The organism is Streptomyces sp. G45 (assembly GCF_049542095.1).
Lineage (GTDB): Bacteria > Actinomycetota > Actinomycetes > Streptomycetales > Streptomycetaceae > Streptomyces.
In genome coordinates this window covers 7,681,666-7,693,872 of sequence record NZ_JBMUZU010000001.1, presented here as the reverse complement: position 1 = coordinate 7,693,872, position 12,207 = coordinate 7,681,666, and the positions used below count along the sequence as shown (strand labels likewise).

Below are 12,207 nucleotides of genomic sequence, written 5' to 3'. Positions count from 1 at the left end.
GGTCAGGAGTGGAACGGCAGGCCCGCGTCGGCCGCCAGCTCCAGGTCGTCGGTGTCGTCGGGGGGCAGCAGCGTGGCGGAGCCGTCCGTCACCGGGACGACGCCGAGTTCGAGCAGCTCGGTGAGGGCGGCGCTGCCCGCCATGTCGCGCACCTGGAGCTGGTAGCGCGCGGTCGTGCGGTACGTCCCTCCGGAGTCGTCGCCCGTGCGCTGGAGGAAGCCGGAGTCGGTGAGGAAGGCGACGGCCTTGCCGACGATGCCGGTGGTCGAACCGGCGAGCCTGCGCGCGTCCTTGGTGGCGCCGGTTGCGCTGCGGCGCGCCCAGACGCGCCAGGCGGCCTCCAGGCCGGGGGCGTCCGTGGCCGGGTCCGTGTTCTCGCCCTGTTCCTCGGCGCGCTCCTCCAGGCGGCGGCAGGCCTGGCGGACGAACGCGTCGACGCCGTTGACCGTGACCCGGCCCACGTACCCGTCGTCGGCGAGGTCCTCGGGGCGGGGGAAGGCCAGGGCCGCGACGGCGAGGTGGGCGAGGCCGTGCAGGAAGCGGTCGGTGGAGTCGGCGGCGGCGCGGCGGGCGTAGTCGCCCATGCGGACGGCGAACACGGAGTCCTCGGCGGCGGTGACGGCCATGCCCGCGCGCGGGGACACCTCCAGGACGACCAGGCCGAGGCCGGTGGCGACGGCGTCGGCGAGGCGGGCGAAGGGCGGGTCCTCGCGGTAGCGGCGCAGCAGGTCGCCGTACTCCTGGTCGCGGGCGGGCTGGAGCTTGGGCTGGAGGCCGAAGGCGACCAGGCGGGCGGCGTCGGCGGCGTCGGCCGGGGTGACGGCGGCCTGCGCGGCCGGGGCCGCCGTGGAGTCCGGCTCGCCCCACGCGGCGTGCTCTGCGGGGTGGTCGGTCACGGCTGGGGCTCCTTGCTGCGGTCGGTCGGCGGTGTCGTGCCGCGGTCGGTCGGCGGTGTCGGTCGTACGGAGACGGGGGTGCCCGTGTGTCCCGTGTCTACGGAGGGAACGCCCTTGTGCACGGGGTGCACAGGGTGCACGGGGCGTACAGGGCGTACGGGCCCCTGGAGGCACTCGCGGGTGGTGGGCATCAGGCGGCCTCCGTCCGGTCGGCCGCCATGCCCGCGGCGTCGAGCAGCGCCGTGCCCACGATGAGGTCGGCGCCGCCGAACTCCGGGTCGTCGAGTTCGGTGCCGTCGTCCACGGCGAAGAGCAGCTGCTGCTCGCCCTGGCGGTAGGCCGTGCCGACGGGCGGGCTCGCGGCGTGCACCGCCAGGAGGGCGACCAGATAGGGCAGTTCGGGGTCCCGGCGGCGGGCGTCGGCGAGCAGGCCGGACAGGCGGCGCGGGGCGTCGGGCGGCAGGGCCAGCAGCTCCTGGGCGCTGGCCAGCTGCTCCTCGCTGAACCGGCTGTCGTCGGGCGTGGCGATGAGGTCCGGCTCGGGCATCTCCGCGCCCAGGTGCTCCCGCTCCATGGGGGGCGTGAGCAGTATGTCCACCAGGTCGCCGACGCGGACGGACACAGGCGTGCGCAGGCCCGTGCCGTGGGCGAAGAAGGCGTCCGTGACGCGCAGGGCCTGCTCGGCGGGGAGCGGCAGGACGGGGGCGACGAGCTGGCCGTACAGGTCGAGGCCCGCGCGGGCGGTGGGGGTCGCGAAGGCCTGCCGGTCCTGCTCGGCGCGGAACAGCGGGCCCGCTTCGAGGAGGCGGGACTGGAGCTGGGTGTGGCGGCGGATGCAGTCCTTGACGATGTCGACCAGCTCGGCGGCGCGGCGCTTCTGCTCGGGGTCCTCGGACTCGTCGCGGGCCTTGCGGATGTTGGTCAGGATCGCGTTCTCGTGGCGGTACCGGTCGGCCACGTGGTCGAGGGCCTCGGCGATCATGTCGGGGACGGCCTTGAGCCAGTCCACCGCGCGCACGTTGCGCCGGGTGGCGTCGAGGGCCTTGCGGAGGGATTCCGAGTACTGCACGGTGCGGTAGCGGGCCTGCTCGGCGGCGAGCTGGGCGTCGGCGAGGCGGCCGCGGCTGATCAGCACCTCCAGCTTGACCTCGGCGGCGATCTGGGCGCTGGTGACGTCCGTGTCGAGGGCGCCGACGAGGACGTTGACCGCCTCGTCCGTGGTGCGCAGGAAGACTCCGCCGCCGTACCCGGGGACCTCCTCGATGAGCTTGAAGTCGTAGTCCCGCCGGACGTAGGCGCCGTCCGGGCCGAACGTGCCGTACACCGCGCGGAAGCCGCGGTCCACGCTGCCCACGTTGATCAGGTTCTCCAGGACCCAGCGGGCCACGCGCTCGTGCTCGGCGGCCGGGCGGTGCGGGGCCTGGGCGGCGACGCGGGGCAGCAGGCGGGTCACGATCTGCTCGTGGTCGGCGCCCGTGTCGAAGTCCATGTTCAGCGTGACCAGGTCGATGGCGGAGAGGGCCACCTCCGCCATCGCGTACACCGAGTACTCCCCCGCCAGGTTGGCCTTGCGGGCGTCCAGGTCGTGCAGCGGGGCCGTGCACGCGAGGGCGCGCAGGCGGCGGGCCAGGCCCTCGTCGGCGGCCGGGCCCGGCGCGGGCCGCGGCCCCGCGCTGAGCTGGGACGGAGCGGTGTCCGATACGGCAGGCGAAGTCACGGTGCACAGACTAGGTCCTCGGTCTGACAACGGTCGAAACGACGCAGATGCCCCCGGGCGCCACGGCGGGTGCCGCGCGGCGCCCGACCCCGCTCGGGAGCCGCCCGCGCCGGGCCCGCTCCCGGCGCTCGCCCCCTCCCGGCGCTCGCCCCCTCCGGGCGCTCAGCCCGCTCCGGGCGCTCAGCCCGTCCCGGTGCTCGACCCGCCGTCGCCGCTCAGCCCGTCCCGGGGCCGCCCTCCGCCATCCGCCGGGCGTAGGTGTCCACCAGGCCGCGCCGCGAGTCGTCCAGGTACACGGCGAGCAGCCGCTCGGCGCCGGGGCGGTCGCCGTCCTGGAGGGCGGCGAGGATCTGCTGGTTGCGGGTGAGGTAGGGCTCGTGCAGGCGGCGCGGGTCGTCCACCACGTGGAAGGCCAGGCGCAGTTCGGCCAGGACGCTGCGCATCAGCTCGTCGGTGCGGGCGCTGCCCGCGAGGGCGACGAGTTCCTGGTGGAAGTGGATGTTGGCGGTCGAGACGCCCTTCCAGTCGCGGGCGCGGGCGGAGGCGCGACCCTCGGCGACGGCCGCGGCGAGCGCGTCCACGGCGTACGGAGGCTCGCCCAGCTCGCGGACGACGGCGCACTCGACCAGGCGCCGGACGCGGTAGATGTCCGCCACGTCGTCGACGGTCAGGACCCGTACGAAGACGCCCCGGTTCAGCTCGTGCACGAGCAGGCGCTCGTGGGTGAGCAGCCGGAAGGCCTCCCGCAGGGTGTTGCGCGAGACGCCGAGCGCGCCGCCGATGCTGTCCTCCGACAGCCGCGAGCCGGGCGGGAAGTAGCCCTCGGCGATACGGCTCCGCAGGATGTCCGCGACCCGCTCCGCGGTGCTGGTGCGGCCCAGCAGCGCGCGGTCGTCGGCGAGACCGGTCAGTTCAGCCATGCTCCACCTTCGCCCTCCCGCCCCCGTCGGCCATGCCCGGATTCAACCGCAGAGCCAAGAACGAGACAACATGGGTATTGAGGGATCGTTCAACGATCCTCTACGTTGTCCGGCAAGCGGCTCCCGCTCCCCCGCCGGACGCCGCCATGCTCGGCCCGTCAGCTGCCCGTCAACTGCCCGCCAGTTGCCCTCACTCGCCCCCCAGTCGCCCGTCAGCAGCACCCGCGGCGCTCGCGGACCGCCCCGGCACCGCTCGGCACCACTCACCACCTGCGCCCTCCAGCACCGCCAACCCCTCTGCGAGGTGCCCATGAGCACGACTCCACCACCCGCTCCGATATCGCTGGACGACAAGGGGGACGACGCCCGAACCCCCGAAGACGGCGGCGCGTTCGGCTGGCTGCGCGCGCTGGGCCCCCGCGGCCGCCGCGCCTTCGCCGGAGCCTTCGGCGGGTACGCGCTCGACTCCTACGACTACTTCACGCTGCCGCTGAGCATGGTCGCCCTGAAGGCGTACTTCGACCTGGACAGCGGCCAGACCGGCCTGTTCACCACCGTCACCCTGGTGGTCTCCGCGGTGGGCGGCGCCCTCGCGGGCATCGTCGCGGACCGCATCGGCCGCGTGAAGGCCCTGATGATCACGGTCATCACGTACGCGGTGTTCACCGTGGCGTGCGGCTTCGCCCCCAACTACGAGACGCTGCTGGTCTTCCGCGCCCTCCAGGGGCTCGGCTTCGGCGGCGAGTGGGCGGTCGGCGCGATCCTGGTCGCCGAGTACGCGAGCGCCAAGCACCGGGGCCGCACCCTGGGGGCGATCCAGAGCTCCTGGGCCGTGGGCTGGGGACTCGCCGTGCTCGTCTACACCCTGGTGTTCGAGTTCCTCGACGACGACGTCGCCTGGCGCGTGATGTTCTTCACCGGGGCGCTGCCCGCGCTGCTCGTGATCTACGTACGCCGCCACGTGCACGACGCCCCCGGAGCGACGGCCGCACGGGAGCAGAGCGCCGAGAAGGGGTCGTTCACGGCCATCTTCAAACCGGACCTGCTGCGCACCACCCTCTTCGCGGTGCTGCTCTCCACCGGAGTGCAGGGCGGCTACTACACGCTCGCCACCTGGGTGCCCACCTACCTCAAGGACGACCGCGACCTGACGGTCGTCGGCACCGGCGGCTACCTCACGTTCCTGATCTCCGGAGCGTTCATCGGCTACCTGGCGGGCGGCTACCTCACCGACAAGCTGGGCCGCAAGCGGAACATCACCCTGTTCGCCTTCCTGTCGGCGGCCTGCATCGCCGCGTACACGAACATCCCGGACGGCGCGAACGGCCTGCTCCTGGTGCTCGGCTTCCCCCTGGGCTTCTGCATGTCGGCCATCTTCAGCGGCTTCGGGTCCTTCCTGAGCGAGCTGTACCCGGCCGCCGTACGCGGTACGGGGCAGGGGTTCACGTACAACACCGGCCGCGCTGTGGGGGCGGTCTTCCCCACCACCGTCGGGTTCCTCGCGGACAGTTGGGGCGTGGGCGGCGCCCTGATCTTCGGAGCGTTCGGTTACGCGCTCGCCGTGGTCGCCCTCTTCGGCCTTCCGGAGACGCGGGGGAAGGAGCTCGTGTGAACACCCTCGCCCTGAGCCCTCAGGACGCCCGTGCCCGCTTCCGGGACGGTCTGAGCGCGCCGACCGCGGGCTGGGCCGCGGGGCACACCCAGGCCAACCTGATCTCCGTGCCCGCCGACTGGGCGTACGACATGCTGCTGTTCTGCCAGCGCAACCCCAAGCCGTGCCCCGTCCTGGACGTCACCGACGCGGGCTCCTGGACCACGCCGCTCGCCCCGGGCGCCGACCTGCGCACGGACCTGCCGCGCTACCGGGTGTGGGAGCACGGCGAGCTGGTCGACGAGCCCACGGACGTCCGCGCGCACTGGCGGGACGACCTGGTGTCCTTCCTCATCGGGTGCAGCTTCACCTTCGAGTGGGCGCTGTCCGCCGCGGGGGTGCCGCTGCGCCACGTGGAGCAGGGCCGCAATGTCTCCATGTACGTCACCGACCGCCAGTGCCGCCCCGCGGGGCGGCTGCGCGGCCCCTTGGTGGTGTCGATGCGCCCGGTGCCGCCGCGGCACCTCCAGGCGGCGATCCGGGAGAGTTCCCTGCTGCCCGCGGTGCACGGCTCCCCGGTGCACTGCGGTGACCCCGCCGGGCTCGGCATCGCCGACCTCGGGGCACCCGACTTCGGCGACCCGGTGGCCGTCGAGCCCGACGACATCCCGGTGTTCTGGGCGTGCGGGGTGACACCGCAGGCCGCCGTGATGGCCTCGCGGCCGCCGTTCGCGCTCACGCACGCGCCGGGCCTGATGTTCATCACCGACGCCCGCGACGAGCAGTACCGCGTGGCCTGACCGACACCCCACCAGCGACTGACCGGCACCACGGGCCCCAGGGCGGGCCCGGCAAGGACACGGGAGCGACACGTACATGACCTGGGCCTCGATCGACCTGAACGCCGACCTCGGCGAGGGCTTCGGCCGCTGGCGGCTCACCGAAGACGAGGAGCTGCTCTCCGTGGTCACCAGCGCCAACGTGGCATGCGGCTTCCACGCGGGCGACGCGGCCACCATGCGGCGTGTGTGCGAGCGCGCGGCCGAGCGGGGCGTACGGATCGGCGCCCAGGTCTCCTACCGCGATCTGGCGGGCTTCGGGCGGCGCGCGATGGACGTGCCGCCCGACGAGCTGGCGGCCGAAGTGGCGTACCAGATCGGGGCCCTCGAGGTGTTCGCGCGCGCGGCGGGCACCCGCGTGGCGTACGTGAAGCCGCACGGGGCGCTGTACAACCGGGTGGTCCACGACGGCGAACAGGCCGGTGCCGTCGTCGACGGCGTGCTCCTCGCCGACGACCATCTCCCCGTGCTCGGCCTGCCCGGATCACGTCTCCTGGAGGCGGCGGAGAAGGCCGGGCTCCCCGTGGTCACCGAGGCGTTCGCGGACCGCGCCTACACCGACGAGGGCACGCTGGTGCCGCGCGGCACCGAGGGCGCGGTGATCACGGAGGCCGACCGCGTCGCCGAGCGGTCCGTGGGGCTCGCCCGGCACGGCAGCGTGGTCAGCCACTCCGGAGAGCGGATCGCAGTCCGCGCGCGATCCCTGTGCCTGCACGGCGACACCCCAGGGGCGGTGGACCTCGCCCGTCAGGTCCGCGCGCGCCTGGAGGCGGCGGGCGTGCGGGTGGAGGCGTTCGCGTGAGCGTCTCCACCGAGCGTCCGCCTCTGAAGGTGCTGCCCATGGGCGACCGGGCGCTGCTCGTCGAGCTGGCCGACGGGGCGGCCGCCGCGGCCCTGCACGCCGAGCTGCTGCGCCGCCGCGCGGACGGCGAGCTGGCGGTCCGCGAGATCGTGCCAGCGGCCCGCACGGTGCTCCTGGACGGCCTCCGCGGCCCCGACGAAGCGCGGCGGCTCGCCGCGCGCCTGCGCTCCTGGGAGATCCCGCCGCTGCCGCCGCGCGCCGAGGACGTCCTGGAGATCCCGGTGCGCTACGACGGCCCGGACTTGGAGGAGGTCGCGGCCCTGTGGGGGGTGAGCGCGCGGGAGGTGCCGGAGGTGCACGCGGCGGCCGAGTTCCGCGTCGCCTTCTGCGGGTTCGCTCCCGGCTTCGCCTATCTGACGGGCCTCGACGGCCTGCCGGACGTGCCGCGCAGGGCCACGCCCCGCACGACCGTGCCCGCGGGCTCCGTCGGCCTCGCCGGGCCGTACACCGGCGTGTATCCGCGCCCGTCGCCCGGCGGCTGGCAGTTGATCGGCTCTACGGAGGCGGTGCTGTGGGACCACGCACGCGTACCGGCGGCGCTCCTCGCCCCGGGCGCCCGGGTCCGCTTCGTTCCGGAGGCCCGATGACCGACCGTGCCGTCGCCGTCGTACGGGCCGGGGCGCTGACCACCGTGCAGGACGAGGGGCGGCTGGGCCACGCGCACCTCGGGGTGCCCCACTCCGGCGCGCTGGACCGGCCCGCCGCCGCCCTGGTGAACCGCCTCGTCGGCAACTCCGAAGACGCGGCCGTCCTGGAGACCACCCTCAACGGCTGCGCCCTGCGGCCGCGTTGCCCGGTCACTGTCGCCGTGGGCGGAGCCCCGTGCCCGGTGACGGTGGCCGGGCGGCCCGTCGCCTGGGGAGCGGCGGTACGGGTGCCTGCCGGGGCCCTCCTGGAGGTGGGTGCCGCCACCTGGGGCGTACGCAGCTACGTCGCGCTCGGCGGCGGCGTGGCCGTCGACCCGGTGCTCGGCAGCCGCTCCACCGACCTGCTCTCCGGGTTGGGGCCGCCGCCCCTGGTGGACGGTGCCGTGCTGCCGCTCGGCGAGCCACCGGCCGGTCCCGCGCGCGTGGACGTGGTGCCGCAGCCCGCGCCCCCGCACGAGTTGGTGCTGCGCCTCGCGCCGGGCCCCCGCGTGGACTGGTTCACCGGCGCCGCCCTGCGCACCCTCACCACGCGCGCGTACCGGGTGTCGGCGGCCAGCAACCGCATCGGGCTGCGCACGGAGGGCCCGCCCCTGGAGCGGGCCGTGCACGGTGAGCTGCCCAGCGAGGGGATGGTGCGGGGCGCGGTCCAAGTGCCGCCGGACGGCAGGCCCGTGGTGTTCCTCGCCGACCACCCGACCACCGGCGGCTACCCCGTGGTGGGGGTGGTGCGCCGGTCGGACCTCGCGGCGGCGGCACAGGCGGCTCCGGGGACGCCGGTGCGGTTCGTGGCGGCGTGGCGCTGACGTGACGCGCGCCGGGTCGGCCGGTGCCGGTGAGGGCGTACGGCACCTGTCGGGCCGGACTGGTACGGCACGTGTCGGGCCGGACCGGTACGGCACCCGACGCGCTGGGATGGTACGGCTCTGAGCGCGCTCAGTCGGCACGGCTCCCCGTAGCGCCGGACCGGCGCCCCCCACATCCCCCCAGCGCGGCCCCCAGCGCCGCCCAGTGGCCGCTCACGCCGCCTCCGCGTGCCGCTCCGCGGCCGTCGCCCCGTCCAGCGCCACCGCGGCCGCCCGTGCGGCCCGCGCGTCCAGGCCGCCGCTCGTGCCGCACACCCAGTGCCGTACCTCCGTAGCCGCGAGGCCGACCAGCTGGGGCAGCAGGTCGGTGCAGCGGCGGGCGACCCATCCGGTGCCCGCCGTGGCCAGCCACCACAGGCTCTCCGTGGGGGTGGGTCCTGGCTCCTCGGGGGCGTGGCCGGGCGCGGGCCCGGACGCGAGGCCCTCGGCGGCGAGGAGGGCGTGGAAGCGCGCGGCCAGCACCCGGTGCCCCCGCTCTCCTGGGTGCAGCCGGTCCACGCTCCACAGGGCGCGGTCGCGGACCCACTCCTCGCCCGCGACATGCAGGTGCAGGGCGCCGTGCCGTGCGGACAGGGCGTGGACGACCGTGTTGACGCCGCGCTGCCGCCGGGCCAGCGGGCGGCGCAGCGGGCCCGGGAGCCCGAGCATCGCCCCGGGGTCGGGCAGGCAGGCGGTGAGCAGCACCGCGCCGCCCGCCCGCAGCGCTCCGTAGACCTCGTCGAGGCGCGCGGCGACGGCGTGGAGGTCGAAGGTGCGGCGCAGCGTGTCGTTGACGCCGACGACGACGGACGCGAGGTCGGGCCGCAGGGCGAGGGCGGCGGGTGCCTGGTGGCGCAGGACGTCGTGGGTCTGGGCGCCGTTGGCCGCCAGGTTGTGGAACCGCACACGGTGGCCGGGCGCCCCGAGGGAGGCGGCGAGCAGCGCGGCCCAGCCCCGCCACCCGCCCGCCACGCGGTCCCCGACCCCGGCGGTGAGCGAGTCGCCGAGCGCCACGTAGGTGAGGGTGGTCATCCGCCACCACCGTGCCGCCTGGCGGCGTCCGGGGCCCGGCGCCCGCTGTCGCCGCCCGGCGCTTCGGAGAGGGGCCCCGCGCCGCCACCTGCGGGCACCGCGCCCGGCGGCACGTCGTGCGCGGCCAGGAACGCCGCCACCGCCGTGTCCCAGCCGAAGCGCTCCGCCCGCAGGCGTGCCGCCCGGCGGCGCGCCGCCTCGGGCCTGGCCAGCACGGTCTGGACGGCGTCCGCGAAGGCCTCCGGAGCGTCGGCGGCCACCGCGCCCGCGCCGCCGACGACCTCCGGCAGCGCGGAGGAGGCGCTGGCCACCACAGGCGTGCCGCACGCCAGCGCTTCGAGGGCGGCGAGCCCGAACGTCTCGCAGGGCCCGGGGGCCAGGCACACGTCGGCGGTGGCCTGGAGGGCGCCGAGCGCCGCCCGGTCCGCGACGTGTCCCAGGAACCTCACGGGCAACCGCCGCTCCCACGCCCGCTGTTCGAGCCGTCCCCGCAGTGGCCCATCCCCGGCGACGACTAGCACCGCGGGCACACCGCGCGCACGCAGCGCCGCCAGCGCGTCGAGTGCCGTGCCGGGCCGCTTCTCTACGGAGAGGCGGGAGCACATCAGGAGGAGGACGTCCGTGTCCCGCGCGTACCGGTCGCGCACGCGCGGGTCGCGGAGCCCGGGGTGCCGGTCGCGCAGGTCGACGCCCAAGGGGGCGCGGACGACGTTGGCCGCGCCAATCCGCAGGAACTCGCGCTCCGCCCAAGCGGTGGTGCACACGACCCGCGCGTAGGCGTGCGCGGTACGGGTGTTGAGCGCGTCCGCGGCGCGCCGTGCCAGGTCCGGCGGCAGCCCCCAGGTGCGCAGGACAGCGTCCGCCCCTTCGTGGGAGACCATCACCGCCGGGATCCGGGCGTGCCGCGCCCACGCGCCGGTCCAGCGCAGGGTGGTGCGGTCGGACACTTCGAGGCGGTCGGGCGCGATGCGCTCCAGGAGGCGGGTCAGGGCGCGCCGGTCGGTGAGGACGCGGTAGCCGCCGGTGCCCGGTACGACGGGGCCTGGCAGGGTCACGATGCGCCCCTGCTCGGTGTCGCGCACCCCGGCCCGCTCGCCGGGCACGATCAGGACGGGCTCGTGTCCGGCGGCCAGATAGCCGCGCCCGAGTTCCCGCAGCGCGGTGCGCAGGCCGCCCGACGAAGGCGTGACGAAGTTGGCGAGCCGCACGATCCGCAGCGGGCCGGTGTCCCGTACGGCCCGCAGGGGACCGGTGTCCCGTACGGCCCGCAAGGGACCGGTGCCCCCTAGGGCCCGCAGCGCGCCCCTGTCCCGCGCGCTCCGCGGCACGCCGGTGCCCTGCCCGGCGGCCCCCGACGGGCCCGCGTTCCGGGCACCCCTGAGCGGCCCGGCGCGCCAGGCCGTCCGCTGCCGTGCGGGGGCGGGCGCCAGCGCCGGGTGCCGGGCCGCCGGGCCCGCCTCCGGGGCGCCCGTTCCCCGCCGTCCGCCACGTCACGTACCACCGCGCTCAGCTCGACGCCAGGCGGCGCCCCTTCGCCCTCCGTGCCGTCCGCCACCGGGCCCGCTCCCAGGGGCCCCGTCACAGGGGCGACGCCCGCCCCGGGGCTCGGCTCCACGCCGCGCGCGCCCGCCTCCGCCTCCCGCGGTCGCCACAGCCGTCCGACGCCTCCCGTGCCCCAGGGCACCACGCCCCCGCGCTGCGTCTCCCGTGTCATGCGGCCACCGCCGTCCGCTCGGCGAGCACCTCTTCGTAGTGGCCGATGAGTTGCTCCCCCACGGCGTCCCAGGTGCGGTCCTCGACGGCGGCGCGTCCGGCGGCCCCGTACGCCGCCCGCAGGCCCGGGTCGGCGGCCATCGCCCAGACGGCGTCCCGTAGGGCGGCGGCGTCACCCGGGGGACGAGGCTGCCGGTGCGCCCGGGCACCACGAGGTCCAGCGGGCCGCCGACGGCGGGCGCGACCACCGGCACACCGCTGGCCATGGCTTCCTGCACGGTCTGGCAGAACGTCTCCAGGGGGCCGGTGTGCACGAAGACGTCCAAGGAGGCGAAGATCCGGGCGAGTTCGTCCCCGGTGCGGCGGCCGAGCAACCGGGCGCCGGGCAGCGCCATCCGCAGGGCGCCGTCGCTCGGCCCGTCCCCGACGACGACCACCCGCACCCCGTCGAGCCCGCACACTTCCGACAGCAGCTCGACGTGCTTCTCCGGAGCGAGGCGGCCGACGTAGCCGACGATCAGCTCGCCGTCCGGGGCGAGCGCGCGGCGTACCTCCGGATCCCGCAGTTCCGGCCGGAACCGCCGCGTGTCGACGCCGCGCGGCCACAGCCGCACCCGGGGCACGCCGTGCGCCACCAGGTCGGTGAGCGCGGCGGTGGACGGCGCGAGGGTGCGGTCGGCGGCGGCGTGCACGGCCCGGATGCGCCGCCAGGCGGCGGCCTCGCCGATGCCCATGTACGTGCGCGCGTAGCCGCCGAGGTCGGTCTGGTAGACGGCGACGGTGGGGATGCGCTGGCGCGCGGCGGCGGCCATGCCCCGCACGCCGAGCACGAACGGGCTGGCCAGATGGACGAGTTCGGCCCGGTGGGCGTTCAGCGCCCCGGCCAGGCGGCGGCTCGGCAGGGCCACCCTGACCTGGGGGTAGCCGGGCAGCGGCAGTGAGGGGACGCGGACGACGGGGCAGGGCGCCTCGTCGCCGGACCCGGTACCGGCCCCGGTGGCGGGGGCGACGACGAGGGGGTCATGGCCCCGGGCCACGAGCTGTCGCGCGGTCTGCAGGGCGCAGTGCGACACGCCGTTGACGTCCGGCGGGAAGGATTCGGTGACGATGACGACACGCATACCGCTGTTGTCGTCAGACGGGGCGTG

General features: G+C 76.0%; 11 protein-coding genes and 1 pseudogene. 5 read left to right on the top strand and 7 right to left on the bottom strand.

Annotation, left to right across the window (positions count from 1 at the left end; all coding sequences use genetic code 11):
• Positions 1-2: 2 nt before the first annotated feature.
• The 4 genes from ACOBQU_RS32700 to ACOBQU_RS32685 form a co-directional block, all read right to left on the bottom strand.
• Complete coding sequence (locus ACOBQU_RS32700) at positions 3-896, bottom strand: hypothetical protein (protein ID WP_423632157.1); 894 nt, start codon at positions 894-896, stop codon at positions 3-5.
• Positions 893-1,087 carry a hypothetical protein gene (locus ACOBQU_RS32695; protein WP_423632155.1) on the bottom strand — a complete coding sequence of 65 codons (195 nt, stop codon included), beginning with the start codon at positions 1,085-1,087 and terminating at the stop codon, positions 893-895. The genes ACOBQU_RS32700 and ACOBQU_RS32695 overlap by 4 nt, the downstream gene beginning before the upstream one ends.
• On the bottom strand, positions 1,087-2,613 hold the full coding sequence (locus tag ACOBQU_RS32690) for a hypothetical protein (protein ID WP_423632153.1): 1,527 nt from the start codon (positions 2,611-2,613) through the stop codon (positions 1,087-1,089). Before ACOBQU_RS32690 ends, ACOBQU_RS32695 begins: the two co-directional genes overlap by 1 nt.
• 215 nt (positions 2,614-2,828) lie before the next feature.
• Positions 2,829-3,533: a GntR family transcriptional regulator gene (locus tag ACOBQU_RS32685; protein ID WP_423632151.1), complete on the bottom strand. Its 705-nt coding sequence runs from the start codon at positions 3,531-3,533 to the stop codon at positions 2,829-2,831.
• A 310-nt stretch (positions 3,534-3,843) separates the two neighbouring features.
• Between ACOBQU_RS32685 and ACOBQU_RS32680 the strand changes: the two genes are divergently transcribed.
• From ACOBQU_RS32680 to ACOBQU_RS32660, 5 genes are all read left to right on the top strand, one after another.
• Complete coding sequence (locus tag ACOBQU_RS32680) at positions 3,844-5,145, top strand: MFS transporter (RefSeq protein WP_423632149.1); 1,302 nt, start codon at positions 3,844-3,846, stop codon at positions 5,143-5,145.
• Complete coding sequence (locus ACOBQU_RS32675) at positions 5,142-5,924, top strand: putative hydro-lyase (protein WP_423632147.1); 783 nt, start codon at positions 5,142-5,144, stop codon at positions 5,922-5,924. The genes ACOBQU_RS32680 and ACOBQU_RS32675 overlap by 4 nt, the downstream gene beginning before the upstream one ends.
• Before the next feature lie 76 nt (positions 5,925-6,000).
• On the top strand, positions 6,001-6,765 hold the full coding sequence (locus ACOBQU_RS32670; RefSeq protein ID WP_423632145.1) for a LamB/YcsF family protein: 765 nt from the start codon (positions 6,001-6,003) through the stop codon (positions 6,763-6,765).
• A 23-nt stretch (positions 6,766-6,788) separates the two neighbouring features.
• The gene (locus ACOBQU_RS32665; RefSeq protein WP_423634858.1) at positions 6,789-7,412 is read left to right on the top strand and encodes a 5-oxoprolinase subunit B family protein; all 624 of its coding nucleotides are present in this window, start codon (positions 6,789-6,791) and stop codon (positions 7,410-7,412) included.
• The gene (locus tag ACOBQU_RS32660; protein ID WP_423632143.1) at positions 7,409-8,275 is read left to right on the top strand and encodes a biotin-dependent carboxyltransferase family protein; all 867 of its coding nucleotides are present in this window, start codon (positions 7,409-7,411) and stop codon (positions 8,273-8,275) included. The genes ACOBQU_RS32665 and ACOBQU_RS32660 overlap by 4 nt, the downstream gene beginning before the upstream one ends.
• 213 nt (positions 8,276-8,488) lie before the next feature.
• Here ACOBQU_RS32660 and ACOBQU_RS32655 read toward each other — a convergent pair whose 3' ends face one another.
• From ACOBQU_RS32655 to ACOBQU_RS32645, 3 genes and pseudogenes are all read right to left on the bottom strand, one after another.
• Positions 8,489-9,346 carry an SGNH/GDSL hydrolase family protein gene (locus ACOBQU_RS32655; protein WP_423632141.1) on the bottom strand — a complete coding sequence of 286 codons (858 nt, stop codon included), beginning with the start codon at positions 9,344-9,346 and terminating at the stop codon, positions 8,489-8,491.
• Positions 9,343-10,617 (bottom strand): glycosyltransferase, encoded by a 1,275-nt coding sequence (locus ACOBQU_RS32650; RefSeq protein WP_423632139.1) that lies wholly within the window; start codon positions 10,615-10,617, stop codon positions 9,343-9,345. Before ACOBQU_RS32650 ends, ACOBQU_RS32655 begins: the two co-directional genes overlap by 4 nt.
• Before the next feature lie 439 nt (positions 10,618-11,056).
• Positions 11,057-12,180, bottom strand: a pseudogene (locus ACOBQU_RS32645) (glycosyltransferase family 4 protein).
• Positions 12,181-12,207: the final 27 nt, after the last annotated feature.